This window comes from Clostridium tetani, assembly GCF_900167265.1.
Taxonomy (GTDB): domain Bacteria; phylum Bacillota; class Clostridia; order Clostridiales; family Clostridiaceae; genus Clostridium_G; species Clostridium_G tetani.
Genome location: NZ_FUWT01000004.1, coordinates 1 through 25,544, shown reverse-complemented (window position 1 = coordinate 25,544; position 25,544 = coordinate 1). Strand labels below are relative to the sequence as shown.

Here is a 25,544-nt window from a genome sequence, read left to right as displayed (position 1 = left end):
AATTATCACCTATACTTTTAAAATTTCTTTTATAACATTTTTTATATCTTCTTTTTCACATTTTCTATTATGTATTATTTCTTCTTTATAAAGTTTTTCTATAGTTTTAGGTACCATAACTCCCGTATATTCAGATATTTTATAAATTAATTGAAAATCATCTAGTTTTTCATCATTTATCTTTAGCGCCTTAGCTACATCCCTAGTGAATTTAAATGGACTTGCTGTAGAAGCTATTATAGATTTTCTCTTATCCCCTGTATCCTTCTTATAATCCTCATAAACTTTATATGCTACTGCAGTGTGAGTATCCATAAGATATGAGTATTTATCATATACTTCTTTAAGTTTTTCATAGGTTTCTTCATCTGTTGCAAAACTTGAATAAAAACTATTTAATTTCTCCAACTCCTCTTTATCTAGTTCATATGTTCCACCATATTTTAGTTTATCCATATATGTTTTTACTTTATCCTCATTTCCATCACATATTTCATAAATTAATCTTTCTAAGTTACTAGATATTAATATATCCATTGATGGAGAAGAAGTTATTTTAAATTCTTTATTTTTATCATAGATTCCTTTATTAAAAAATTCACAAAGCACATTATTTTCATTTGATGCACATATAAACTTATTTACTGGTATCCCCATTTTTTTACTATAGTATGCCGCTAATATATTACCAAAATTACCTGTAGGTACTACTATGTTGATTTCTTCTCCTTCCTCTATTTCTCCTTTTTTCAAAAGCCACATATATGAATAAACATAATAAACTATTTGAGGAATTAATCTTCCTATATTTATGGAGTTGGCAGAAGAAAATATGTATCCTTTTTTCTCTATACTCTCTTCTAATACTTCATCATTAAATATTTCTTTTATACTATTTTGTGCCTCATCAAAATTTCCATTGACACCTATAACATAAGTATTTTCCCCTTTTTGAGTACTCATCTGTTTTTTTTGTATTGGACTTACACCATGTTCTGGGTAAAACACTATAATTTTTGTATCATCTACATCAGCAAAACCTTCTAGTGCTGCTTTGCCTGTATCACCAGAAGTAGCTGTTAATATAACAACCTCTTTTTCTATTTTATTCTTTTTTAAAGAGGCTTTTAATAAATATGGTAATATGGATAATGCCATATCTTTAAATGCTAAGGTTGGCCCATGATATAGCTCTAAAAAGTATACATCTTCTTTTTTTACTATAGGAACTATAGACTTATTTTCAAATTTTTGATCATATGCTTTTTCCACATATCCATTTAATTCTTCTTCTGAAAAATCAGTTAGAAATTTTTTTAATATATAAATAGCTAATCTTTTATAATCAAAATCTTTTAATTGAGAAAAAGGTATATCTATTTTAGGAAAGGATGTTGGCACAAATAATCCACCCTTATCTGCTATACCTTGTACTATTGCTTCACTTGAATTTATATTTGTTTCTGATCTAGTACTTTTATAGGATAACTTCAACTGTATCACCTCTTATAATCTTTTATAATATGCTACAATGTTTGTTTGATAAAGTCAAGTGTATTTTATAAGAAAACAAATTTCAATTTTATAGAAACCTATTCAATATGCTATAATGTTAATATACCAATTTAAAGGGGGACTAAAATGTTTAACTGGAAAGAAGATTTTTCTTGTAATATTGCAAGTATAGATGCTCAGCATAAGAAATTATTTGAATTAGCTAATGAACTCTATAATTTACTTTCTCTAAAAGATGAGTATGACAGATATGATGATATTTTAAATACTCTATCTGAACTTCAAAAATATACAGTGTATCATTTTGGCTATGAAGAGGATTTAATGAAGAGCGTAAATTATCCTAATTTTGAATGTCATAAAAAACAACATGATAACTTTGTAAAAAAAGTAACCAATATAGATAAAGCTTATATAGATGAAAATCAAAAGGAAGTTTTAAGGGATTTATTACTTTTTATTGTGGATTGGATAGAAGGACATATACTAAAAATAGATATGCAGTACAAAGAGCTTTTTAAGGAAAAGTGTATAAAATAGGATAGTAAATTAGGCATGTACAATTGCGTACATGCCTAATTTACTATCCTATTGTCAAAGGAATAAAATCATCGTATCTTTCTAACATATGAGAATTATATATTTTTCCACCCATTAATTTAAAAATTATATCTTCTCTTTTGTATCCTTCTTTATAAATTTTATTCCCTTTAAACATTCGCTTTAATTTATTTTTATTTATATGAAGTAATTTTTCTAGTTCGCATACATTATAATAATCTTTTATCAAAATTTCTTTTAATCTATTCTGCAATTCTAGCCTATACCTTATATCAACTTCACAGTTTTTATGTGGTCCATCTTTACCTCTATGATGTTCTGAACATAAATATTTGTAGTTTATAGGATAGCTTATTCCACCTTCGCATTTATTAACTATATGATGTACTTCGGCTCCTGCACCGCATACTTCACATCTAGCCAATAAGTTCACTCCTTTTAAATTTTATAATTTCTATATTTTTATTATACTATTTTTTTTTAATTACTCAAACCCTTTATTTAATATATAATATGTGGATAAAATTATAAAGTTACTTTTTTATCCATGACTACCAACTCTAATACTCTCATCTTCTTTAAAGTGGGAGTAAAGAGCAGCTAACTCCCTGGATAACGATTTATAATTTTATCCATATACTTCTACTTTAAACTATTATAAACTTCTTCAATACTTTCTTTCATAATTTCCAAATATTTTTTGCCTTCTTTTTTATATTCTATTGTATCTATTATTTTGACTTTAGCTCCTACTTCTTTTGCTAAGGTTTCAGATACTTTAGGACTGACATTTTCCTCTAAAAATATAGTTTTTATATTATTGTCTTTGCAATAATCTATTAACTCTTTCATTTTTTTACTACTTGGTTCTCCTTCTGCAAATACTCCTTCTACACTACGTTGCTCTAATCCAAAGTCTCTACAAAAGTATGCAAAAGCTGAGTGACCTGTTACAAAACTTTTATTTTTTATATTCTTAAATTTATCTTTATAATCATTAAGTAAAATATCTATTTCTTTCTCGAATTCTTTATAATTTTCTTCATAAAAGTCTTCATTAGTTTTATCTACTTTAATTAATGCCTCTTTTATATTCCACCCTTGCTTTTTTGCTGTACTCAATCCCAACCATATATGGGGATCATACAGGGAATGGTTATGATTGTGATCATTTTCATCAATTTTTATAGGCTCACAACTTTGTGATGAGTCTACTATTAAAGTTTTTTCATTTTCTACAGATTTTAAAGTTTTATCAACCCATCCTTCCATTCCAAATCCATTATATATAAAAATATCTCCTTGGTTTAATTTTATAATATCTTTAGCTTTAGGTTCAAAGTCATGGGGCTCTGTTCCCTCTGGTATTATTACCTCTACATCGACTTTGTCTTTACCTATATAATCTACAAATTCTCTTAGAGGATTAAAGGTCACTACAACTTTTATCTTGTCCTTGTCTTTAGTAATTTCAACTTCATCTTTCTTACCACAACCTGAAATTATAATCATAGTTAATAATATTATAGAAAGGATTTTAAAGCTTTTTTTCATTATTATATTACACCACCCTTTTGCAAATCGTTTGCATTTATATGATACAATTTAATCCATTCTTTGTCAAATAGATTTGTTTATATTGCAAACTATTTGCAAGTATGTATATAATATTAATTGTGTAGTTTTTATATTTTTGGGAGGTTTTTTATGATCAATATACAAGATATGTACTTTTCTTATTCTAAGGATAATAGATACGTATTAAAGAATATAAATTTAAACATTATTAAAGGTGGATACTATTCTATTATAGGTGAAAATGGTAGTGGAAAAAGTACTTTAGTAAAACTTATTTTAAAATTATTAAATCCATCTAAAGGTACTATTTCTACAAATACAAATAAAATAGGATATGTACCTCAAAAATTGGATTATTTTAATTCTAAATTTCCTATAACTGTTAATGAAATATTTAAATGTCATTTTAAAGCTTTAGGATTAAAAAATTATACTTTATTAAAACAATTATTAAAAGAATTAGATATAAATCATCTTAAAAGTAATCTAATTGGTAATTTATCCGGTGGACAACAACAGAGAGTTTTTATTGCGAGAGCTCTTATTGGTAATCCTGATTTATTGATATTAGATGAACCTTCAACAGGTGTAGACATACTTAGTCAAAAAAATATATATGATTTTTTAAAAAACTTAAATATTAATAAACAAATGACCATTATTTCTATAGAACATAATTTAAAAGCAGCCTTTGAAAATTCATCACATATTATTAAAGTTGAAAATTCCACTGCTAAAATATATTCTACTACGAATATTGGTTCTTTAAATGATTTAAATAATATATAGTACGATAGGAGGACATAATGTTTTCATACAAATTTATACAAAATGCATTTTTAGCTTCTTTGCTTATATCTATTTTATGTCCCGCAGTGGGAACTTTTTTAGTGTTAAAAAGACATTCTATGATGGGAGATGCTTTATCACATTCTTCCTTTGCAGGTATTGCCATTGGATTATTATTAGGATTTAATCCAATAGTAACTTCCTTTATTTTTACATCTATATGTGCACTATTTATAGAGTACTTAAGAAATTACTATAAAAAATACTCAGAAATAATTTTAGTTATTGTAATGACTTTAAGTATTGGAATAGGTATTACATTAGTTAGTATGGGAAAAACTAATGCAAACATAAACACATATTTATTCGGTAGCATACTTACAGTATCTACTAAGGATTTATATATTATGTCTATTTTAGGAGTAATCTCTCTATTAATTCTTTATAATCTTTTTAATAAATTATTATATATAAGTTTTGATGAAGAAGGTGCTCAAATTACTGGGATCAATACAAAATTAATTAATTATATTTTTTCATTGCTTGTTGGTTCTACTATATCACTGTCCATACGTATAATGGGTATATTGGTCATATCCTCCATGATAGCACTGCCTACGGCTACAGCATTGCAACTTAATTATGGTTTTAAAAAGACTTTTATTTACTCTATTATTTTTGGTTTTCTAGATATAATTATAGGTCTATTATTATCTTTTTACATAGATTGTGCTCCAGGAGGAACTATCGCAATATGTTCTGTGATAATTTTATTATTTGTTATCATTCTAAAAAGGTTGAGGTAACTGTTTTATAATATTGAATAGCATTTGAAAATAATTGACAAAAGATAATTTTTATTATATAATAATAGAAATTGTATTTAATTAAAAGGATGATGTATAATGAATAATATTACTGCTATTTTCAAAGAAAAAAAATTGAAACTTACACCTCAACGTATTGCAGTATATAAATATTTAAAATCTACTAATGAACATCCCTCTGCAGAAACTATATATAAATCTTTGCAACCAGAATATCCTACTATGAGTTTAGCTACGGTATATAAAACATTAAAAACTTTAGTAGAAGTAGATTTAATTCAAGAAATCAATGTAGGAGAAGGTAATTTCAGATATGATGCAAAAATGAATCCTCATTCTCATATTCAATGCCTTAGTTGTGGAAAAGTAGATGATATAAACAATATAAACTTTGAAAGTTTAAATGATAAGATTAAATCTTATACAGATTATGATGTTTTAAGCAATCAAGTATATTTTTATGGCATATGTAGTTGTTGTAAGAAAAGTAATTCCCATTAAAAAACAGTAGAAATATTTCTACTGTTTTTTAATTCACTTATTTAATTTCTTCTAATATTTCATCGTACTCTTTTCCTGTATAATTACCTGATAATATTTTTTCTATTTTTGATACTATAGACATTCTTAAATTTTCTGGCATAACTTGTGATATAATTATATCCTCTATTGAACTTTCTTCTATATGCTTATTAATTTTTTCTTGAATATGTCCTTCCTTTTTTGAAATTTTCTTGTTTGCTGTTATTCCAGTTTTACTGTATAGCTTTTCTTGAAATTTATCGCCATATACATATGAAATAAATTTATGTATATTTTCATTATTTTCACTATTTATAGGTATACATATTACATTATCTATTATAATTGGTAAATTAATTTTTAAATTCTTATCCCACTGTAAACTATCTATTATTTCTATGTTGTCTTTATCTTTAAATTCATTATTATAATAAGATATAGAAATTATTGCAGGTATGTTAGAGTTAACAAGTTTTTTAATCGAACCTTCATTGCCCAACTTGAAAGTGTTATTATTTATAACTCCTTGCTTTTGTAGATCATTTATTTTTTTAAATATTTCCTGGAATTCTTTTTTTCTTGTTGCTATATAAGATAAATTTAAATTATATAAATTTAGATTTTTTTTCATAGCCATGGATAAAATCACATCATTTACATCTATATCTTCTGTTAATACAGTGGGTATAGATATATTTTTATTATTTAATTCTTTTAAAAGTTTTCTTAGTTTATCCCCATCTTTAGGTTCCTCTAATTTTAATTCTTTTAATTTATCCTTATTATATAAAAATTCTACTGTATAAGGAACTAACCCAATACCATAATACTTATCGTTATGTCTCCCAACAGAGTATATAATTTTATGAAAATTTTCATCTATTTTATTCTTTTTCAAATATATATCTACATCCTTTAACAATCCTTCATTTTGCAATGCTATCATATTACTCTCATTTGTAAATATTAAATCCATTTTCTTTTCTGATATATCTTTTTTACTACTATCTCCTATAGAGTTAATTGTATTAATTTTTACTTTTGAGTTCTCTTTTGTGTATTCATCTATAGCTAATTTTATTAATTCTAATGAATGTTTATCTTTAATATCCAGATATATATTTAATTTATTTTCTTTTTCTTCTAAATCTTTTTTTTCTAAGGTTCTACAACCTACAGGAAGAAATAAAAGAATAATTGATATAAATATTATTATTCTTTTGATTTTCAAGGTTTTTATCATATGTATTACCTCCAAGATAAATTTTTACCACATTTATTCTATAATTAAGTATTATCTATTATTTATATTTTTACCAACTTCTAAAAAACTAGTCATTTTCAAAAACAAAAAAAGGGACCGACTACCGGTCCCAAGGGGGATGGGGGGTTCTAGCACTAAATTAAGTTTCTTACTTTATTTAGTACTAAGGAGATTATATCTCCTTTTACATTTATTATGATACCCATTTTATAATCTTTTATTCACTTTTTATTAAATATTTATATATAAAAAGAGAAAGACAAAAGTCTTCCTTTTTTTATTTTTTGCTTATCAATCTACTTAAAAAATATACTTGTAATAATTTTTCTATAGATTCTCTATTATTTTCTACAATAGGCTTTAATATGTTTATTAATTGAATAGTGGGATCATTAAATTGATTCTGATTGGATGTGTTCATATACCCTAGATTCTTAACTAAATTAGCAAGATCCATTTGTGTGTTTCCTTCATCATCGTAATCATCATTTATATTATTTGTATTTTGTCCAGATAATAATGACATAACCTCTTCTAAATCTACATTGTTTATTAATTCCATCAAACTATCATTCATATTATTTTTATTTTTTTTATTTCTTTTATGCTTTTTGCTTTTAGACATTAATTCTCCCCCTTTCTAATATATATATAATGAGGAGGGATTCCCCTCCCCCTATATTTAACAACACAAGCAATCGCATAAATCAAAATCTTTACAGCAGCTTAAAAAATGCAATGCTAATATAAATAATATACTATTATCTATACAACCATGTTGCCTATTTCCGCAGCCGAATTGTAGAACTATTAATATTAATATTAATAGACCATTGTTATTTGAACATTTTCTCTTCCTTCTTTTTCCCATGTTAGATCCCCCTTCCTTATGGGTAATGGTCTTATTTAGGAATTTAGTTTTCTTCTATTGTTCTTAGTTGTTCAGAACTTACATCTCTAAAGTTATTGCATCCTCCATGATGATGATGGCAACAATTGTCATGGTGATGATGACATTTATCATCCTTACCAGAACATAATATCAAAGCAAGTATTACTATTATGAAGACAAAGTTGTCATCACAACATCCAAACCCGCCTCTGTCATGTCTTCTCCTATGACATTTGCATCTTCTTCTATGACGTCTGCATTTTCTTCTCCTATGACAGTCACAGTCACAGTCGCAGTCAAATCCACATCCTCCAAAATCATTTCCAAAACCGCAGAATATCAAGAGTAGTATTATCCATATACATGAACTTCCAAACCCAAAACCTCCAAAATTCGGTCTACAAGGGTTACAATTGGATCCCTTTTCATTGGACATCAATCCATTTACTAAGCTGTTGAAATCCACTTTATTTCCTCCTTTCAATATTTATTGTTTTCTTTTGTGTTTATAATATATACTATTCGTTAGAGTGATTTTTGACACATTGCAATTTTAAAATTCCAAATAATAAGGTCTTCTTTTATACTTAAGTATAAAAGAAGACCTTATTTATATATAATTTAATTTTTGAATTAGTATTGTAATCGTTGATACTGAGTTGAAAAATGAATGATTAAAAACTGCGTACCAATATCCTTTTTTGTGTATTAAAAAGCAATTAAAAATACCTATCCACAAAATTGCCGGAAAAGACTTCACATTAAAATGTATTAGTGCAAATATTATGCTGCTTAATAAAGTAGATATAAAAATTCCCATTGTTCCTTTTAATACTTTTTCAAATATAATCCATCTAAATATATATTCTTCTACTACTGGAGCAAATATCATAGTTATTGGCATCATAAAAATGAATTCCCTTAGAGGTACTCCAGACATTATTTTTACTATTTCTTGATCTTTTATAGGTATTTGATATGAAGAAAATATATTTAATGCTATAATTGCCACAAATATTGTAATAATGAATGAAAATACAGAAAATCCAATGGCTTTGAATAAATTAAAATCCTTAAAATTAAATTTATAAAGCCTATAGTCATAATCATCTTCCCATTTCATATATATTATATTCATAATGGTAAATATAAATGGTAATAAATTTTGTGTATATAAACTTCCTACTAAATAAATAACGCTTATGAATAATAATATAAATTTACTTTTTTCTTTTCTTATACAGACCTTCCAAAACATTATCAGTGGTGGTAGATATATAAAAGTATATATTACTATATTCTTTAAAAAATTTGCCAAATAATCACCTCCATAATCTGGTAAAACATTTTAACATAAAATATTATGGCATGTATTATACTCTTATTCTAATACATGCCTTTTTTATTACTAGTCAATATTGCAAGTTTTAAATATATCCTCTAAAAGTTCTTCTCTTCCACTTTTGTTTAAAGTAGAGTGAAAAATTATTTTAATTTCTTCTGATAAATCTAAAGTATCCCTTATGATTTTTTCATTCTTTTTAAGTTCGCTTCTTTTTAATTTATCACTTTTAGTTGCAACTACAGATATATCATATCCATAGTACTTAATCCAATTGCACATTAACACATCATCATTTGTAGGTTTATGCCTAGAATCTACAAGTAATATAATTTTTTTAAGTTGTTCTCTATCTGTAAGGTATGTTTCTATAGTTTTTCCCCAATTTTTCTTTTCTTCCTTTGATACTCTAGCATAACCATATCCAGGTAAGTCTACAAAATAAAAATCATTATTTATTAAAAAAAAGTTTATTAATCTAGTTTTTCCTGGTTTACCACTTACCTTTACAAGCTTTCTTCTATTAGTTAAGCTATTAATCAAAGAAGACTTTCCTACATTTGATCTTCCTACAAAAGCTACTTCTATTCTGTTATCCTCTGGATATTGAGAGGGAACTTTAGCAGAAGTTATAAATTCCGATTGTTTTATCTCCATATGAAACCTCCCAATTCTTATAATATAAGAGCATTTTCTAATACTATATCTATATTATCAGCTATGATAAACTTAATTTTTCTCTTTACAGAGTTAGGTATTTTTATTAAATCCTTCTCATTATCTTTAGGTATTATAACAGTATCTATACCTGCCCTATATGCTGCCAATGTTTTTTCTTTTAATCCTCCAATAGCTAATACCTCTCCTGTCAATGTAATTTCACCTGTCATAGCTACATTGTGTTTAACTTTCTTAGAACTTAAAGCAGAAACCATGGCTGTAATCATAGTTACACCAGCTGATGGTCCATCCTTTGGTACCGCTCCCTCTGGAACATGGATATGGATATCCTTGTCCTTATAAAAATTAGGATCTATCTTATATTTTTCTGCATTAGCTCTTATATAAGTATAAGCCGCTTTTGCAGATTCTTTCATTACATCTCCTAATTTACCTGTTAGTTCTAATCTTCCTGTTCCTGGCATTACCATAACTTCTACTGGTAAGGTATCTCCTCCATAACTAGTCCATGCCATTCCCATAACTACTCCAACTCTATCTACTTTATCAGCTTTTTCATATGTATATTGTTCTGGTCCTAAATACTTCTTTACATGATTAACAGTTATACTTATTGTTTGTCTTTCTTTCTCAACCATTTCTGCAATGGCTTTTCTTATAACTGTTGCAATTTTTCTTTCTAAATTTCTAACTCCAGATTCCCTTGTATAATTTTCTATTATATAAAATATACTGTTATCAGAAAAGTCCATTACATCTTTATTCATATTATGTTCTTTCAGTTTTTTAGGTATTAAATGTCTCTTTGCTATATTGAATTTTTCTTCTCCTGTATATCCTGATACTTCTATTATTTCCATTCTGTCCATAAGGGGTCTTGGTATAGTCCCTAAAGTATTTGCTGTAGTTATAAATAACACCTTTGATAGATCACATTCTAATTCTAAATAATGATCTCTAAATGCATTATTTTGTTCACTATCCAATACCTCTAGAAGAGCATCTCCTGGATTTCCTCTAAAATCACTACTCATTTTATCTATTTCATCTAATAGAAATAGTGGATTTTTTGATTTTGCCTGTTTCATTCCGTATATGATTCTACCTGGTATTGCACCTATATACGTCTTTCTATGCCCTCTTATTTCTGCTTCATCTCTTACTCCACCTAAAGACATTCTAACAAAGTTTCTATTTAGTGCATGAGCAATTGATTTAGCTATAGAAGTCTTACCTACACCTGGTGGTCCAACTAAACAAAGTATTGGCCCTTTTAATGATTTACTCATCTTTTTAACTGCTAAATATTCTATTATTCTATTTTTTACATCTTCTAATCCATAGTGTTCTTCTTCAAAGATTTCTCTAGCTCTTTTTATATCTAAATTATCTTTAGTCTCTGTATTCCAAGGCAAGTCTAATATCCAATCTAAATAAGTTCTTATTATGCCTCCCTCTGTAGAATATGTACCACTATTTTTTAATCTATCCAATTCATATAAAGCTTTCTCTTTTACTAATTTAGGAAGTTTGGCTTTATTTATTTTATTTTTATACTTATTTATTTCTTTTTTATCTTCATCATCTTCACCTAATTCCTCTTGAATTGCTTTTAGTTGCTCTTTTAAATAGTATTCTTTTTGTACTTTATCTATTTTATTTTTTACTTTAATTCCTATCTTTTTTTCTATTTTTAATATATCAATTTCATTACTTAAAATACTTAAAATCTCTTGCAACCTTTCATTTACATCATAAGCTTCTAGTAATTTTTGCTTTTTATCTTGACTTAACAAAAGATAAGAAGCTATGACATCTACATATCTTCCTGGACTATCTATATCTTCCACTGACATTAAAGTTTCCATAGATATAGTTCCTACAAACTTTGAATATTCCTTAAAAGAATTTTGCACTAATCGGAATAATGCCTCACATTTATTGTCTTCTACACATTCTTTATCTTTTATTTCTTCTATTTCTACTCTTAATAGCTCTTCATCTTCAATAAATTCAATTATTTTTCCTCTGTATTCCCCTTCTACTAAAACCCTAACTGTATTCCCTGGTAGCTTTAATATTTGTTTAATACTACAAACAGTTCCTATTTTAAATATATCTTCCTCTTTAGGATCTTCAACTTTAGCTTCTTTTTGAGTAGCCAAAAATATTTTTTGATCTTTAATCATAGCTTCTTCTAAAGCTCCTATAGATTTTTCCCTACCAACATCAAAATGAATTACCATATACGGAAATATAGTTATACCTCTCAAAGGAATTATAGGAAGAGCTTCTATTTTATTTTCCATAATTCTCTCCTCACTTTATAATAAAATTAACAATATAAATATCAAACTTGAAATAAGTATATTTAGACTAATATATTATACATATAAAAGGATTTTTTTTCAATTGGAAAATGAGACATATGTAATTCATAAAATATAAAAGTGTGTAATGCCTTTTATATTTTATGAATAATGAACAGATAACAATGAACAATGAATAAAAATTTTTATTTAATTTAACTATTTATAGAGTTAGCAGATAACGTTTCGTTAGATTTAAATATATTACTAGATAGTTTTTCTTCTGATTTTTTCACATGTTTTTCTATTAAAGCTACCTCTATAGCCTCCATTATATTATTTATTGGAATCACCTGTATACTTTCTATACTTTCATAAGACTCTTGCCAATTTTCTTTAGGAATTAAAACTTTTTTAGCTCCCGCTTTTTTTGCTGCTTCTATCTTACTGTTTACTCCACCTACAGCTTTTACGTCACCATATAGTGAAATTTCTCCTGTCATGGCTACCATATTATCTATAGGTACTAGATTTATAGCACTATATATTCCAATAGCTATACTAATACCAGCTGAAGGCCCATCTATAGGTATTCCTCCTAAGAAATTTATATGTACATCGTAATTTTCTAATTGAATATTAAATACACTTTTTAATACTGCACATACATTTTCCACTGAACATCTTGCACTACTCTTTCTTTGAACACTTCTTCCATTTCCACCCATTTGTTCTTGCTCTATAATACCCGCAACATTAACTTTTCCCCTTCCCAAACTATTTTTTATCGCAGTTATTTCTATTGGCATAACAGCTCCTATATTACTTCCATAAACACCCAATCCATTTACAAGTCCTATCTTAGGCTCTTTAGCAACTTTAATTTCAACTTTTGGGTGATAGTTACCATTCTCTACTACCCATTCTATGTCAGATTTTATTATTTTTTTTCTATCTTCATTTAGTGCTATTCCAGAAGCTAATTGCAATAAATTTATAGCTTCTCTTCCATTTGATGCATATAAACCTATCATATCACAAGCACTCTTTTCTAAAGTAAACCCTATTTTTTCTACGGATTTTTTGCATATTTCTTGAATTTCTTCTGATAACAATCCCCTAAAGAAAATCTCTACACATCTAGATCTAAGAGCTGGTGTAATTTCTTCTGGATTTCTAGTAGTTGCTCCAACTAATCTAAAATCTGCTGGAAATCCATTATCAAATATATCTCTTATGTATGAAGGTACATTAGGATCAGAGGAATTATAGTATGCACTATCTAAAAATACTTTTCTGTCCTCCAATACCTTTAATAACTTATTCATTATAGTTGGATGGAGTTCTCCTATTTCATCTATAAACAAAACACCTCCATGAGCTTTAGTTACTGCTCCTGCTTTAGGTTGTGGAATGCCAGCTACCCCAAGAGGCCCTGCTCCTTGATATATAGGATCATGAACAGAACCTATCAGAGGATCTGCAATACCTCTATCATCAAACCTTATAGTGGTTGCATCTATTTCTATAAATTTAGCTTCTTCTTTGAAAGGAGAAGAGGTATTTTTTTTAGCATATTCAAGTACTAATCTAGCTGCAGCTGTTTTACCAATACCTGGTGGTCCATATATTATTACATGCTGAGGATTGGGACCACACAAAGCTGCCTTCAAAGCCATTATACCTTTATCTTGCCCTATTATTTCTGCAAAAGAATTAGGTCTACTCTTTTCTGTTAAAGGTTGAGTTAATTTTATACTTCTTAGCTTATTTAAAGTATCTATTTCCTTCTTACTTTCTTTATCTATGGTAATTTTATTAGTTTTTTGACCTTTTAATGCATTGAAAAAATATAGTCCCATTATTATAGTAATAATAAATTGTACAAACATAAATACTTCAGTCATGTTAATTACCTCCTATTTACATATTTACATACTATTATTATGGTCAAATTATCCTCTCTATATTCTATATACTACATCTTTTTTTAAAAGCAATTAATAAATAAAAATGGTAGATAACTTGAAAGTTATCTACCATTTTTTAAGCTGTTTCATTTCCTTTTTTAGCTCTTGGTTTTTTTATTTTAATAGGCGGTCTCTTTCCACCTTCTGCTTCTATTAATTCTGGATTTTTGTTACTAACTGTTTCCTCGTTTATTATAACCTTAGAAATACTTTCATCAGATGGTATTTCAAACATTATATCTTTCATAATTTCTTCTATTATGGATCTCAATCCTCTTGCTCCAGTACTACGTCTTATTGCTTCTTCTGCTATAGCTTTTAGGGCTTCTTCTTTAAATTCAAGGTGAACATTATCCATCTCAAATAATTTTTTGTATTGTTTCACGAGAGCATTTTTAGGTTCAGTTAGTATTTCCACTAAGGCATCTCTATCTAAAGCAGATAATGTAACTGTTATTGGCAATCTTCCAATAAACTCAGGAATTAAACCAAATTTTAATAAGTCTTCTGGCATTATCTTTTTTAATAGCTCTCCAACATTTTCATCTCTTTTGGATTTTATATCTGCTCCAAATCCTAATGAACTATTTCTAGTTCTTCTTTCTATTAACTTATCTACTCCATCAAAAGCTCCTCCACATATGAATAATATATTAGTGGTGTTTAATTGAATAAACTCTTGATGAGGATGTTTCCTTCCACCTTGTGGTGGAACTGAAGCTATAGTACCTTCTAAAATTTTTAGAAGTGATTGCTGAACTCCTTCTCCTGATACATCCCTAGTTATAGAAGGATTCTCTGACTTTCTAGCTATCTTATCTATCTCATCTATATAGATTATGCCTCTTTCTGCTTTTTCTATATCATAGTCCGCATTTTGAATTAATTTTAATAATATATTTTCTACATCTTCGCCTACATATCCAGCTTCAGTTAAAGTAGTTGCATCAGCAATAGCAAAAGGTACATTCAAAAATTTTGCCATTGTTTGAGCTAATAAAGTTTTTCCTGAACCAGTAGGACCCAATAGTAGTATATTACTTTTTTGAAGTTCTACGTCATCATTTACATTATTTAAATTTATTCTTTTGTAATGATTATAAACTGCTACAGATAAAGCTTTTTTTGCATCATCCTGACCTATTACATAGTCATCTAAATAACTTTTTATTTCTGATGGCTTTGGTAATGAACTCATATCTGTATTTATATCTTCTTCTAATTCATCTGTAATGATTTCTGAACATAATTCTATACACTCATCACAAATGTATACTCCTGGGCCTGCTACAAGTCTTTTAACTTGATCTTGTTTTTTGCCACAGAAAGAACATTTCAGTTGCTTTTTATCATCATTTTTGGCCATATCCACACCTCACATTAACTAAAGGTTTATTTCTTTTTTACCATTACTTCGTCAATTAATCCATAATCTTTAGCTTGATTTGCATCCATAAAGTTATCTCTTTCTGTATCTCTTTGGATTACTTCTAGGGGCTGACCTGTCTTTTCACTTAATATACTATTTAAATTCTGTTTTATTTTTAATATTCTATCTGCATGTATACCAATATCTGTAGCCTGACCTTGAAATCCTCCTAAAGGTTGATGGATCATTATTTCACTATTTGGTAATGCAAATCTTTTACCCTTTGCACCAGCTGCCAATAAAAAAGCCCCCATAGAAGCAGCCATACCTATACAAATAGTTGAAACATCTGGCTTAATATATTGCATAGTATCATATATAGCCATACCTGATGTTATGGATCCTCCTGGACTATTTATATATAAAAATATATCCTTATCTGGATCTTCAGCTTCAAGGAATAATAATTGCGCAACAATAAGACTTGCTGTTACATCATTTACCTGATCACTTAACATTATTATTCTATCCTTTAATAGTCTAGAATAAATATCATAAGATCTTTCTCCTCTGTTGGTTTGTTCTACTACAACAGGTACCAAACTCATAAACTTCTCCTCCTTATAATTCATTATTAAAATTGATTGCCATAAAAATTATGGCAATCAATTTTAATATTTTATTCTATCTCTTTACTATTATCTACTATTAATTTAACAACTTTTTCATTTATAACATCTGCTTTTAATAGAGCATTTTGAGAATCTGCTAATAATTTAGCTGTTTTTTCTAATTCTCCACTACCATATTGTTTAGCCATTTCTTTTGCTCTATCCATTATTTCTTCATCTGTTGCTTCTAATTTTTCTGCTTTAGCTACTTCAGCTAATACTAAATCAGTTTTTACTCTTTTAGTAGCAGCTTCTTTCATGTATTCTCTAACTTTTTCTTCTGTACTATTAGTATATTGATAATATGTTTCTAAATCTATTCCTTGGTATCTTAACTTCATTTCTAAATCTTTTAACATATTATTTATTTCATTTTCTACCATAACTTCTGGTATGTCAACTTTTGCATTTTCGCATGCTAAATTTATTACTGTTTCTTCATATTCCGCTTTAGCTCTTTTATCATTACCTTCTTTTATCTTTGCCTTTATATCTTCTTTTAATTCATCTAAAGTATCAAATTCTGATACTTCTTTTACAAATTCATCATCTATTGCTGGTAATTCTTTCACTTTTATTTCTTTTATAGTTACTTGGAATTTAGCTTCTTTTCCATTTAATTCTTCTGAACCATATTCTTCTGGGAATTTTACTTTAACTTCTTTTTCTTCTCCCTTTTTAGCTCCTATTAATTGATCTTCAAAATTATCTATAAAAGTTCCTGATCCTATTTCCAATGAATAGTCATATCCTTCTCCACCTTCGAATGGAACTTCATCAACATATCCTTTAAAGTCTATTACTGCAATGTTTCCTTTTTCTATTGCTTCTTCATCTTCTTTTGTTTGAATTCTTGCATTTCTTTGTTGCATTTCTTTTAATGTATTTTCTACATCTTCATCTTTTACATCATATGAAACTTTTTTAGCTTCTAGTCCCTTATATTCTCCAAGTTCTACTTCTGGCATAACAGTTACTTGTGCTGTATATACGAAGTCTTTACCTTCTCCAATTTCAACTATGTCTATTTGTGGATAGTCTACAGGTTTTATTTCCTTTTCTTCTAATGCCTTTGGATATGTATCATCACAACAAATATTTATTGCATCTTCATAAAATACTGTTTCTCCATAATATCTTTTAATTATACTCATCGGTGCCTTTCCTTTTCTAAATCCAGGCACATTAAATTTTTTCACATTTTTAGCATAAGACTTTTTCATAGCCTCATTAAACTTCTTAGCTTCAACAGTTACTTCTAACTTAACAACATTATTTTCTATTTTCTCCATACTAACCTTCATTACAATATTCCTCCTAATCACCGAAATGCTTAATATTAACCATAATATTATAACATAGTTTAATCATTATTTATACAGACTAAACCCGCATTTTCAAATTTTTATATAGTTGTTCCTAATAATTATATAAAAATGATATAGATTTTACAAATCATTTTTCATAAACATTTAGTATTTTATTTAAGTGAACCTTACTTTTTCTTAATTTAATTCTTGATTTATTCAGTTAATGCTCCACTAGCATTTAAGTACATATTCTTTCCATCTATTACTACTAAAAGTCCTTTATCTGTTATTTTATTTATCTTTATATCTTCACTTTCTATTGAAGCTATATAAAAGTGTGTATTTTCATTTAAATTAGTAATCCATATATATTTACCAGTCCTGCCCAGCCAAGGAAGCTGGCTTACATAGGCAATATTATTATCATCTATAAATTTAGGCTCTTTACACCATATATAATCTGGGTTTGCTTTTAAATGATTTTCTCTTTGAATAACAACAGAACCGTTTGTTGAAACATATTTTTCATTTGTTGCATTATTTTCTTTTCCAGTAATATCATAACAAATTATCTTCTGAGTTTTATCATCATATATTAATATATTTTTACCATTAGGGCTTATATCGTAACTAACTTTACTTTCTAGAGGTAATATGTATTTAAACTTTTTCTCTCCATCTTCTTCATACATTAATTTTACTTTTTCTCCATTAGATAAAGTTACTTCATAACCTTTTTCACTTTTTTTCTTCTCATCTTTATTTTTATTTTCTTTATTTTTTATATCTTCACTAGCTATATTCTCATCTTTTTCTTTATTTTTATCTGTTATTTTGTTAATTTCTTTTTTCATAGATTGCAACTTTTTTTTGCCTAATAACCAAGCGCCAGAACATATGACTATGCCAGCTAAAATTAATGCTATTATTCTTCTACGCCTTTTTCTCATTTTTTTTTCGTAGTCACTGCTAAAAATACTTGGCTTCCTCACTTAAATTCCTCCTATTTAATTAATTATGCCTATAGTATATTATAACTCAAAGCAATATTCATTAATAATAATTTTTTTATAAATTACCCCTCTAATTTCTGTTGAAATATAATTAAACCTTAGCATATTACTTTCATATTACTAAGGTTTAATTATATTTTAAATCATTATTAATATCTTTTCAAATTACTTAATATTCCTGCTACCTGGTTTTATATATTCTAGTCCTTCTTTACATAAAGGACAATCCTTTTCCTCGTAAGATTTTACATCTATCTTCACTGAACTATATAAATTATATGGCAATTCTATATTGTCATCCCTTCTATCAACTATGGAACATATAGCTACTACTTCTCCACCTAATTTCTCTATAAGCTTTGCTACTTCTAAGGAAGATTTACCTGTCGTTACAACATCTTCAGTTATTATAACTTTTTTCCCTTTTTGTATCTCAAATCCTCTTCTTAATGTCATAACCCCCTCTTGTCTTTCTGTAAATATATTTGGTTTCTTTAGTTGTCTTCCCAATTCATAAGCTACTATTATTCCACCCATAGCTGGTCCAACAACCATATCAAAATCCAAATCTTTTATTTTATCTACTACTACCTTTAAAACTTTTTCTGCCTTATCTGGATATTGTAATAACTTCGCACACTGACAATATTTATCACTATGTCTTCCTGAGGATAATAGGAAATGTCCTTCTAAAAGAGCAGAACACTCCTTTAATATATCTATAATAAATTCATTTTTATTCTCCATATTAAAACAGTCCTTTCTTTTTTATATTATTCCTTTTATTTCTGATAAATCTTTAATTCCCTCTTTTTTCATATAACTTTCTATTCCATGTACTATTTTAATTGAACTATAAGGATTTATAAAATTTGCCGTCCCCACTTGAATAGCTGTTGCACCTACCATTATAAACTCTATAGCATCTTGCCAATTATTTATTCCTCCTAAGCCTATTACTGGCACATTTACATTTTTACATACTTCATACACCATTCTTAATGCAATGGGCTTTATTGCTACTCCTGATAATCCAGCAGTTATATTGTTAAAAACTGATTTTCTGCTTTTTATATCTACTGCCATAGCTTTAAACGTATTAACTAAGGATATAGCTTCTGCTCCACCTTCACAGCATTTTACTGCCATATCTACTATATCTTCAGCATTAGGAGATAATTTTACAATTAAAGGCTTTTTGCATATTTTTTTCACTCTAGATACCACATCATAAGCTACTTTTGACTTTATTCCAAAAGCCATGCCCCCTTCTTTTACGTTAGGACAGGATATATTAAGCTCTATAAGATCTATATCTGTTTTGTTTAATTTATCTATTGCCCCTAAATAATCCTCTATACTTCCTCCCCCTACGTTTGCTATTATGTTAGTATCTATTTTATTCATCTTTTTAAGTTCACGATTTATAAAATAATCTATACCTGGATTTTGTAATCCTATGCTATTTATTATGCCTCCTCTTGTCTCATAAATTCTTATACCCTCATTACCTTCCTTTGGATTTATTGTCAATCCCTTTGTACATATTCCACCTAGTTTTGATACATCATAAAACGCCCCATATTCTTCACCAAATCCAAAGGTTCCCGAAGCTGCAATAACTGGATTTTTAAACTCCACTCCACAAATGTTCACCTTCATTTTATTCCTCCAATTCATCACCTAAAAATACTGGCCCTTCTTTGCAGGTTCTCTTATTTCCACTTTTAGTTTTACATATACATCCCAAACATGCTCCAACTCCACAAGCCATATGCTTTTCCATGGATACATATATAGGTATCTCTTCTTCTTTACAGATTTTTATGACTTTTTTCATCATCATTTCAGGTCCGCAACATAAAACCATATCATATTTATTTACCTGTAAAATCTCAGTTATATACCCCTTTTGTCCTTTTTCTCCAGTTTCTGTAGCTACATAAATATTTTTTACATACTTTTTAAAGTTCTCCATAGAATAAGACCTTTTCCTAAAGCCTGCATATAAATCTATTTCACATTCTTTTAAATTTTTAACTACTTCATAAAAAGGTGCAATTCCAATACCACCAGAAACTACTGCCACTTTGCCTTTTATATCTTCTATTGGAAATCCATTGCCTAAGGGACCTAATAAATCTATGCTATCTTCTTTTTTTAATTCACTTAATAGCTTTGTTCCCTCTCCAACTACTGCATATAAAAATTCTAAATTATTATCGTCTATAGAATATATACTAATTGACCTACTTAAAAGTGGCTCTTTTTCCCAAGATCTTAACATATAAAACTGTCCTGGTTTTCCTTTAAAATCTCCTTTTATGGATAGCTTAAATATGTTTTCACATATCTCTTTATTTCCTATAACATAAGCCTTTTTATATTCCATTTTTTCTCTCCTATCTATTTAGAATTTATTGCTTGCAGTATATCATCTCTCATTCTAATAACTTCATTTCTTGAACACTTAGCAAAATTCTTCTCATCATTTTGTTTTTTGTATGCTAGTAATATACCTCTTGAAGAGTTAACAACTCCTCCATTCCCGTTTTTTAAATATAAAGCTACATCCTCTGCCTTACCACCTTGTGCACCATATCCTGGTATTAAGAAAAACATGCCTCCCAAATCTTTTCTCAATTTTACAGCTTCATCTATATGAGTACACCCAACCACTCCTCCTATAGAACTGTAACCGCAATTTCCTAGGAAATCTTGTCCCATATTTTTTAGCTTTTTCCCAATTATCTCATATACCTTATTCCCATCTTTTGATTCTATAAATTCTATATCCTTTGCCCCTTCATTTGAAGTTCTCACTAATACAAAAACTCCCTTTCCCTTTTGTTTCATATATTCAAAATAAGGTTCTATACTATCTAATCCCATATAAGGACTAAGTGTTATAAAGTCCGTTTCAAAATCACCTTCAAAATGTGCCCTAGCATACATTTTAGCTGTACTTGATATATCTCCCCTTTTTATATCTGATATAACAATTCCATCTGATTCTTTTATATAATCAAGAGTTCTTTTATAAGCTCTAAGCCCTTTTAATCCCAAGGCTTCATAATAAGCTATTTGTATTTTAAAACATGCTACCTTATCATAAGTTGCATCTATTATTTCTTTATTAAAATTAAATATTATATCTTCTTCATTAAAATATTTAGTTTTAAAGTATTCTGGTATATAATCTAGAGACGTATCTAATCCTGCACATACATGACCATTTTTTTCTACCCTTTTATACAACTTATCAATCATCATAATTAAAATCCCCCTCTTTATAAATATAAATCATAAATAATTTTTCCACTCTTTATTGTTTTCTCCACTTGTCCATATAACTTTTTACCTTCAAAGGGAGTATTTTTACCCTTTGACAAAAACGAATCACTATTTACTTTATAACTTTTCTCTAAATTAACTAATACTAAATCCCCCATAAATCCTATTTTTATTTGTCCTTTATTTAAATTCATTATTTCTGATGGATTTTTAGACATTATTTCTGAAAGTTTACTTAAACTTATTTCCTTCTTTTTTACTAAGTATGAATAACAAACTGAAAAAACTGTTTCAATTCCTGATATACCTGGTGACCCTTTTGTTTTATCCTCATAGCTATGTGGTGCATGGTCCGTTCCTATAGCATCTACTAACCCTTCTCTGATTGTCTTTATTAAAAAATCCCTATCTTCTTTTTTTCTTAAAGGTGGATTTACTCTATAATTTATATCATCTTCTAAAGCTATATGATGTGGTGTAACTTCACAGGTTACATTTTGTCCTTTTCTTTTAGCATCTATTATATAGTTCATTGATTTTTTTGTACTTACATGGGATATATGCACTGGACATCCTGTATATTGAGCTAAAGTTATATTTCTCCAAGTCATGGTATCTTCTGCTAATCTCATATCCATAGCTGAAATATCATGATTTTCGCAATGACACATAACAAGTATATTTTTTTCTTTAGCTTTTTCCATAGCTTTTATCATAGTTTTACTATTCATAACATCTTTTCCATCTTCCGATATTACTTTTACCTTTTCATCTAATTCATCTATATGATTAATTGTTTGTCCATCAAAATCCCTGGTTATAGACACTGCTTGGTGTACATCTATAAGTCCTATTTCATCTGCTTTATTAATTACATAATTTACAATATCCATACTACTACAAACCGGATTTGTATTTGGCATTAAGTTTACATAAGTATATCCTCCCTTAGCTGCTGCCCTACTACCAGATTCTATATCTTCTTTATAAGTGTAACCAGGTTCCCTAAAGTGAGCATGTAAATCTATAAAAGAAGGCATAAGGACTTTACCTATGCCATCTATGGTTTTGCAATTCTTTTCTAAATCTCTTCCTATTTCGTGTATTATTCCATCTTTTATATAAACATCGCCTATAAAATCTTGTAAAAAATCCACTACTCTAGAATTTTTTATTAACAATTCCATTACTATTCCTCCACAACCTTATATATTTCATCACAATATTTACATTTATATTCTACCTTTTCTTTATCTATCAAATAAAATACATGAGGTATATATTTTTCTATGGAAGTTATACATCTAGGATTCTTACACCTTATTACATCTTCTACTTTTTTGGGTAGCTCCAAATTTAGTTTTTCTTTTATTTTTTCATCTTCTATTATATTTATAGTTATTGTTGGATCTATCAATCCCAATACTGTAAAGTCTATATCTATTTCTTTATTAGCTATTTTTATTATATCTTTTTTACCTAATTTGCTACTAAATACATTCATTATAAGAGCAACAGAATATTCTACATTCTTCAAGTTTAAATAGTTGAATATTTTTATTCCATAACCAGACTTTATATGATCGATAACTATACCATCTTTTATACTAGTTATTGTCAACATATTACTTCACCCCCAAAAGTTTTAATATTAAAGCCATTCTTACATACATGCCATACTTAGCTTGTTGAAAATAGCATGCTCTTGAGTCTTCGTCAACTTCGTAGGCTATTTCATTAACTCTTGGAAGTGGATGTAAAATTATCATATCTTCTAATGCATTTTCAAGCTTATCTTTTGTTAATATATAACTGTCTTTTAATCTTACATAATCTTCTTCATTGAAAAATCTTTCCTTTTGAACTCTAGTCATATATAAAATATCTAGTTCCTTGATTGTCTCTTCTATATTTTCTACTTCTTTAAATTCTATATTGTTTTTTTCTAATATTTCTCTTCTTATATACTCTGGGATTTTTAATTCTGTGGGTGAGATTAATATAAATTTATTATTCTCATATCTTGATAGAGCTTTGATAAGAGAATGTACAGTTCTTCCAAATTTTAAATCACCACAAAAGCCTACGGTTAATCCAGATAATTTTCCTTTTTTAGCTCTTATGGTCATTAAATCTGTAAGTGTTTGAGTAGGATGGTGATGCCCACCATCTCCTGCATTTACAACGGGTATGTTTGAATAGGTTGATGCCACTTTGGGCGCTCCTTCTTTTGAATGTCTCATAACTGCTATATCCGCATAGCAGCCAACTGTTCGAATTGTATCAGAAATACTTTCACCCTTTGCAACAGAGCTTGAATTAGGTTCTGAAAAACCTATTATTTGACCACCTAATCTAAGCATTGCTGCTTCAAAGCTAAACCTAGTCCTTGTACTTGGTTCATAAAATAATGTAGCCAAAATTTTGTTATGGCATAGATTTGAGTATTTTGTAGGATCTTTTGAAATGTTTTCCCCTAAATTTAAAATTTCACTTATTTCCTCTATAGTAAAATCCATTGGGTCAATTAAACTTCTTCCTTTTAACATGTTATTATTCCTCCTTTTTAGTATCTCTGTACTAAGTTTAAAGGTATTAAAAAATGCCTTCCCTAAAGGAAGGCATAGAAGTCCTAATGTACAGTATTCCTATAACACTTCCTTTAAAGTCTCTCTGGACTTTTTTAAAGGCTTTATTTTCTCTTATACGATACTATCACTATATATATTATAAGTCAATAGCTTTATTACTATATTTTTACTTAAAAACAACTTTATTGTCCTCAAATCCTTTTATAATTGCTAAGGATTCTAACTGTATTCCCTTATTTAATATTATTTTCCTACCTTTTTGAAATTCTTTTTCAATAACTATTCCAACACCTTCTACAATAGCTCCTGATTTCTCTGCTATATCTATAAGACCAGACATGGCACTTCCACTAGCTAGGAAATCATCTATTATCAATATATTATCTTCTTTATCTATGTAATCTTTAGAAACTTTTATAGTATATTCTATATCTTTAGTAAAAGAATATACTTTTGATTCATATACGTTCTCTCCCATATTGCTACCAGCATGTTTTTTTGCAAAAACTACAGGTACATTGTTAAAGTACTGAGCAACTACACAAGCTATTCCTATTCCTGAAGTTTCTACCGTTAATATTTTATTGATTTCCTTATCCTTAAATCTATTTTTAAATTCTTTTCCTATTTCATTTAATAACTCTATATCTAATTGATGATTTAAGAACATATCCACTCTTAGTATTCTATTATCAATAACTATACCTTCTTTGTTTATTTTATCTTTTAAAATATTCATTTTTTTCTTCCTTTCTATATTCATTTTTATAAAAAATTAAGACCTTGCAAGAAATCTTTAGATTCTTACAAAGTCTTGGTATATCAACCTTACGTAATGCTTCAAATTTACTTTTGGTGCGCCCAACAGGAGTCGAACCTGTGACCTCCGGATTCGAAGTCCGTAACTCTATCCAGCTGAGCTATGGGCGCTTAAATGCCCTCAAATTAAAATGGAGCGGGTGAAGAGAATCGAACTCTCACAGCCAGCTTGGAAGGCTGGAACTCTACCATTGAGCTACACCCGCATAGTATATATTGGAGCGGAA

27 protein-coding genes and 2 tRNA genes are annotated in these 25,544 nt (G+C 28.1%); 4 read left to right on the top strand and 25 right to left on the bottom strand.

The annotated features are described in order from the left end of the window. Positions 1 to 9 precede the first annotated feature (9 nt). Positions 10 to 1,503 (bottom strand): threonine synthase, encoded by a 1,494-nt coding sequence (gene thrC / locus B5D21_RS03655; RefSeq protein ID WP_011100493.1) that lies wholly within the window; start codon positions 1,501 to 1,503, stop codon positions 10 to 12. A 138-nt stretch (positions 1,504 to 1,641) separates the two neighbouring features. On the opposite strand from thrC, the gene B5D21_RS03650 reads away from it, so the two are divergent. Continuing rightward, on the top strand, positions 1,642 to 2,055 hold the full coding sequence (locus B5D21_RS03650; RefSeq protein ID WP_011100494.1) for a bacteriohemerythrin: 414 nt from the start codon (positions 1,642 to 1,644) through the stop codon (positions 2,053 to 2,055). 43 nt (positions 2,056 to 2,098) lie between these two features. On the opposite strand, the gene B5D21_RS03645 is transcribed toward B5D21_RS03650, so the two are convergent. After that, entirely contained in the window at positions 2,099 to 2,500 is a 402-nt protein-coding gene (locus B5D21_RS03645) for an HNH endonuclease signature motif containing protein (protein ID WP_035108895.1), read from the bottom strand. Between the two features lie 218 nt (positions 2,501 to 2,718). Continuing rightward, complete coding sequence (locus B5D21_RS03640; protein ID WP_011100495.1) at positions 2,719 to 3,630, bottom strand: metal ABC transporter solute-binding protein, Zn/Mn family; 912 nt, start codon at positions 3,628 to 3,630, stop codon at positions 2,719 to 2,721. 153 nt (positions 3,631 to 3,783) lie between these two features. Between B5D21_RS03640 and B5D21_RS03635 the strand changes: the two genes are divergently transcribed. The 3 genes from B5D21_RS03635 to perR all read left to right on the top strand — a co-directional run bounded on the left by B5D21_RS03635 (position 3,784) and on the right by perR (position 5,771). After that, a complete protein-coding gene (locus B5D21_RS03635) occupies positions 3,784 to 4,443 on the top strand; it encodes a metal ABC transporter ATP-binding protein (RefSeq protein WP_035108893.1) in 660 nt (219 codons plus the stop codon). A 17-nt stretch (positions 4,444 to 4,460) separates the two neighbouring features. Continuing rightward, positions 4,461 to 5,249, top strand: coding sequence for a metal ABC transporter permease (locus B5D21_RS03630; RefSeq protein ID WP_011100497.1), 789 nt, complete (start codon positions 4,461 to 4,463; stop codon positions 5,247 to 5,249). Between the two features lie 99 nt (positions 5,250 to 5,348). After that, positions 5,349 to 5,771 (top strand): transcriptional regulator PerR, encoded by a 423-nt coding sequence (gene perR / locus B5D21_RS03625; RefSeq protein WP_011100498.1) that lies wholly within the window; start codon positions 5,349 to 5,351, stop codon positions 5,769 to 5,771. 37 nt (positions 5,772 to 5,808) lie between these two features. Here the strand turns inward: perR and B5D21_RS03620 are convergent, their stop codons facing one another. The 22 genes from B5D21_RS03620 to B5D21_RS03520 form a co-directional block, all read right to left on the bottom strand. After that, positions 5,809 to 7,035: an ABC transporter substrate-binding protein gene (locus B5D21_RS03620; protein WP_035108890.1), complete on the bottom strand. Its 1,227-nt coding sequence runs from the start codon at positions 7,033 to 7,035 to the stop codon at positions 5,809 to 5,811. Between the two features lie 298 nt (positions 7,036 to 7,333). Next, positions 7,334 to 7,681: a hypothetical protein gene (locus B5D21_RS03615; protein ID WP_011100501.1), complete on the bottom strand. Its 348-nt coding sequence runs from the start codon at positions 7,679 to 7,681 to the stop codon at positions 7,334 to 7,336. Between the two features lie 57 nt (positions 7,682 to 7,738). Next, positions 7,739 to 7,927: a hypothetical protein gene (locus B5D21_RS03610; protein WP_023439356.1), complete on the bottom strand. Its 189-nt coding sequence runs from the start codon at positions 7,925 to 7,927 to the stop codon at positions 7,739 to 7,741. Between the two features lie 43 nt (positions 7,928 to 7,970). Then, positions 7,971 to 8,414, bottom strand: a complete 444-nt coding sequence (locus B5D21_RS13890; protein ID WP_128993705.1) for a hypothetical protein — start codon at positions 8,412 to 8,414, stop codon at positions 7,971 to 7,973. A gap of 144 nt (positions 8,415 to 8,558) precedes the next feature. Then, the gene (locus B5D21_RS03605) at positions 8,559 to 9,266 is read right to left on the bottom strand and encodes a CPBP family intramembrane glutamic endopeptidase (RefSeq protein ID WP_011100503.1); all 708 of its coding nucleotides are present in this window, start codon (positions 9,264 to 9,266) and stop codon (positions 8,559 to 8,561) included. A 90-nt stretch (positions 9,267 to 9,356) separates the two neighbouring features. Beyond that, positions 9,357 to 9,947, bottom strand: coding sequence for a ribosome biogenesis GTP-binding protein YihA/YsxC (gene yihA, locus B5D21_RS03600; RefSeq protein WP_035108888.1), 591 nt, complete (start codon positions 9,945 to 9,947; stop codon positions 9,357 to 9,359). A gap of 17 nt (positions 9,948 to 9,964) precedes the next feature. Continuing rightward, entirely contained in the window at positions 9,965 to 12,280 is a 2,316-nt protein-coding gene (lon, locus tag B5D21_RS03595; RefSeq protein WP_011100506.1) for an endopeptidase La, read from the bottom strand. Between the two features lie 215 nt (positions 12,281 to 12,495). After that, on the bottom strand, positions 12,496 to 14,187 hold the full coding sequence (gene lonB / locus B5D21_RS03590) for an ATP-dependent protease LonB (RefSeq protein ID WP_011100507.1): 1,692 nt from the start codon (positions 14,185 to 14,187) through the stop codon (positions 12,496 to 12,498). Positions 14,188 to 14,326: 139 nt separating this feature from the next. Then, a complete protein-coding gene (gene clpX / locus B5D21_RS03585; protein WP_035108885.1) occupies positions 14,327 to 15,616 on the bottom strand; it encodes an ATP-dependent Clp protease ATP-binding subunit ClpX in 1,290 nt (429 codons plus the stop codon). A 26-nt stretch (positions 15,617 to 15,642) separates the two neighbouring features. Next, complete coding sequence (gene clpP / locus B5D21_RS03580) at positions 15,643 to 16,227, bottom strand: ATP-dependent Clp endopeptidase proteolytic subunit ClpP (protein WP_023439363.1); 585 nt, start codon at positions 16,225 to 16,227, stop codon at positions 15,643 to 15,645. Between the two features lie 71 nt (positions 16,228 to 16,298). Beyond that, positions 16,299 to 17,594 carry a trigger factor gene (gene tig / locus B5D21_RS03575; protein WP_035108880.1) on the bottom strand — a complete coding sequence of 432 codons (1,296 nt, stop codon included), beginning with the start codon at positions 17,592 to 17,594 and terminating at the stop codon, positions 16,299 to 16,301. Positions 17,595 to 17,812: 218 nt separating this feature from the next. Beyond that, positions 17,813 to 18,592, bottom strand: coding sequence for a hypothetical protein (locus tag B5D21_RS03570; RefSeq protein ID WP_011100511.1), 780 nt, complete (start codon positions 18,590 to 18,592; stop codon positions 17,813 to 17,815). Positions 18,593 to 18,778: 186 nt separating this feature from the next. Continuing rightward, positions 18,779 to 19,360 carry an orotate phosphoribosyltransferase gene (pyrE, locus tag B5D21_RS03565; RefSeq protein WP_011100512.1) on the bottom strand — a complete coding sequence of 194 codons (582 nt, stop codon included), beginning with the start codon at positions 19,358 to 19,360 and terminating at the stop codon, positions 18,779 to 18,781. A 21-nt stretch (positions 19,361 to 19,381) separates the two neighbouring features. Continuing rightward, complete coding sequence (locus B5D21_RS03560; protein WP_035124392.1) at positions 19,382 to 20,275, bottom strand: dihydroorotate dehydrogenase; 894 nt, start codon at positions 20,273 to 20,275, stop codon at positions 19,382 to 19,384. Position 20,276: 1 nt separating this feature from the next. Further along, positions 20,277 to 21,005 (bottom strand): dihydroorotate dehydrogenase electron transfer subunit, encoded by a 729-nt coding sequence (locus B5D21_RS03555; protein ID WP_011100514.1) that lies wholly within the window; start codon positions 21,003 to 21,005, stop codon positions 20,277 to 20,279. 14 nt (positions 21,006 to 21,019) lie between these two features. Further along, complete coding sequence (gene pyrF, locus B5D21_RS03550) at positions 21,020 to 21,886, bottom strand: orotidine-5'-phosphate decarboxylase (RefSeq protein ID WP_011100515.1); 867 nt, start codon at positions 21,884 to 21,886, stop codon at positions 21,020 to 21,022. 17 nt (positions 21,887 to 21,903) lie between these two features. Next, positions 21,904 to 23,094, bottom strand: coding sequence for a dihydroorotase (locus B5D21_RS03545; protein WP_011100516.1), 1,191 nt, complete (start codon positions 23,092 to 23,094; stop codon positions 21,904 to 21,906). Between the two features lie 2 nt (positions 23,095 to 23,096). Further along, entirely contained in the window at positions 23,097 to 23,531 is a 435-nt protein-coding gene (locus B5D21_RS03540; RefSeq protein ID WP_011100517.1) for an aspartate carbamoyltransferase regulatory subunit, read from the bottom strand. Between the two features lies 1 nt (position 23,532). After that, positions 23,533 to 24,456, bottom strand: a complete 924-nt coding sequence (gene pyrB / locus B5D21_RS03535) for an aspartate carbamoyltransferase (RefSeq protein ID WP_011100518.1) — start codon at positions 24,454 to 24,456, stop codon at positions 23,533 to 23,535. 208 nt (positions 24,457 to 24,664) lie between these two features. After that, positions 24,665 to 25,237, bottom strand: coding sequence for a xanthine phosphoribosyltransferase (locus B5D21_RS03530; RefSeq protein ID WP_035108871.1), 573 nt, complete (start codon positions 25,235 to 25,237; stop codon positions 24,665 to 24,667). A 114-nt stretch (positions 25,238 to 25,351) separates the two neighbouring features. Continuing rightward, positions 25,352 to 25,428: transfer RNA gene (locus B5D21_RS03525), tRNA-Arg, on the bottom strand. Positions 25,429 to 25,449: 21 nt separating this feature from the next. Further along, positions 25,450 to 25,523 (bottom strand) — tRNA-Gly (locus tag B5D21_RS03520). Positions 25,524 to 25,544 lie beyond the last annotated feature (21 nt).

What these genes read in the sequence shown, in the direction of transcription:
- tig (WP_035108880.1), bottom strand. Translation starts at nt 17,594, where the DNA reads ATGAAGGTTAGTATGGAGAAAATAGAAAATAATGTTGTTAAGTTAGAA.
- B5D21_RS03530 (WP_035108871.1), bottom strand. Translation starts at nt 25,237, where the DNA reads ATGAATATTTTAAAAGATAAAATAAACAAAGAAGGTATAGTTATTGAT.
- clpX (WP_035108885.1), bottom strand. Translation starts at nt 15,616, where the DNA reads ATGGCCAAAAATGATGATAAAAAGCAACTGAAATGTTCTTTCTGTGGC.
- pyrB (WP_011100518.1), bottom strand. Translation starts at nt 24,456, where the DNA reads ATGTTAAAAGGAAGAAGTTTAATTGACCCAATGGATTTTACTATAGAG.
- B5D21_RS03635 (WP_035108893.1), top strand. Translation starts at nt 3,784, where the DNA reads ATGATCAATATACAAGATATGTACTTTTCTTATTCTAAGGATAATAGA.
- B5D21_RS03620 (WP_035108890.1), bottom strand. Translation starts at nt 7,035, where the DNA reads ATGATAAAAACCTTGAAAATCAAAAGAATAATAATATTTATATCAATT.
- B5D21_RS03650 (WP_011100494.1), top strand. Translation starts at nt 1,642, where the DNA reads ATGTTTAACTGGAAAGAAGATTTTTCTTGTAATATTGCAAGTATAGAT.
- lonB (WP_011100507.1), bottom strand. Translation starts at nt 14,187, where the DNA reads ATGACTGAAGTATTTATGTTTGTACAATTTATTATTACTATAATAATG.
- pyrE (WP_011100512.1), bottom strand. Translation starts at nt 19,360, where the DNA reads ATGGAGAATAAAAATGAATTTATTATAGATATATTAAAGGAGTGTTCT.
- pyrF (WP_011100515.1), bottom strand. Translation starts at nt 21,886, where the DNA reads ATGATGATTGATAAGTTGTATAAAAGGGTAGAAAAAAATGGTCATGTA.
- B5D21_RS03610 (WP_023439356.1), bottom strand. Translation starts at nt 7,927, where the DNA reads ATGGGAAAAAGAAGGAAGAGAAAATGTTCAAATAACAATGGTCTATTA.
- B5D21_RS03615 (WP_011100501.1), bottom strand. Translation starts at nt 7,681, where the DNA reads ATGTCTAAAAGCAAAAAGCATAAAAGAAATAAAAAAAATAAAAATAAT.
- B5D21_RS03630 (WP_011100497.1), top strand. Translation starts at nt 4,461, where the DNA reads ATGTTTTCATACAAATTTATACAAAATGCATTTTTAGCTTCTTTGCTT.
- B5D21_RS03545 (WP_011100516.1), bottom strand. Translation starts at nt 23,094, where the DNA reads ATGGAATTGTTAATAAAAAATTCTAGAGTAGTGGATTTTTTACAAGAT.
- B5D21_RS03540 (WP_011100517.1), bottom strand. Translation starts at nt 23,531, where the DNA reads ATGTTGACAATAACTAGTATAAAAGATGGTATAGTTATCGATCATATA.
- B5D21_RS03555 (WP_011100514.1), bottom strand. Translation starts at nt 21,005, where the DNA reads ATGGAATATAAAAAGGCTTATGTTATAGGAAATAAAGAGATATGTGAA.
- perR (WP_011100498.1), top strand. Translation starts at nt 5,349, where the DNA reads ATGAATAATATTACTGCTATTTTCAAAGAAAAAAAATTGAAACTTACA.
- lon (WP_011100506.1), bottom strand. Translation starts at nt 12,280, where the DNA reads ATGGAAAATAAAATAGAAGCTCTTCCTATAATTCCTTTGAGAGGTATA.
- B5D21_RS03640 (WP_011100495.1), bottom strand. Translation starts at nt 3,630, where the DNA reads ATGAAAAAAAGCTTTAAAATCCTTTCTATAATATTATTAACTATGATT.
- B5D21_RS03560 (WP_035124392.1), bottom strand. Translation starts at nt 20,275, where the DNA reads ATGAAGGTGAACATTTGTGGAGTGGAGTTTAAAAATCCAGTTATTGCA.
- yihA (WP_035108888.1), bottom strand. Translation starts at nt 9,947, where the DNA reads ATGGAGATAAAACAATCGGAATTTATAACTTCTGCTAAAGTTCCCTCT.
- clpP (WP_023439363.1), bottom strand. Translation starts at nt 16,227, where the DNA reads ATGAGTTTGGTACCTGTTGTAGTAGAACAAACCAACAGAGGAGAAAGA.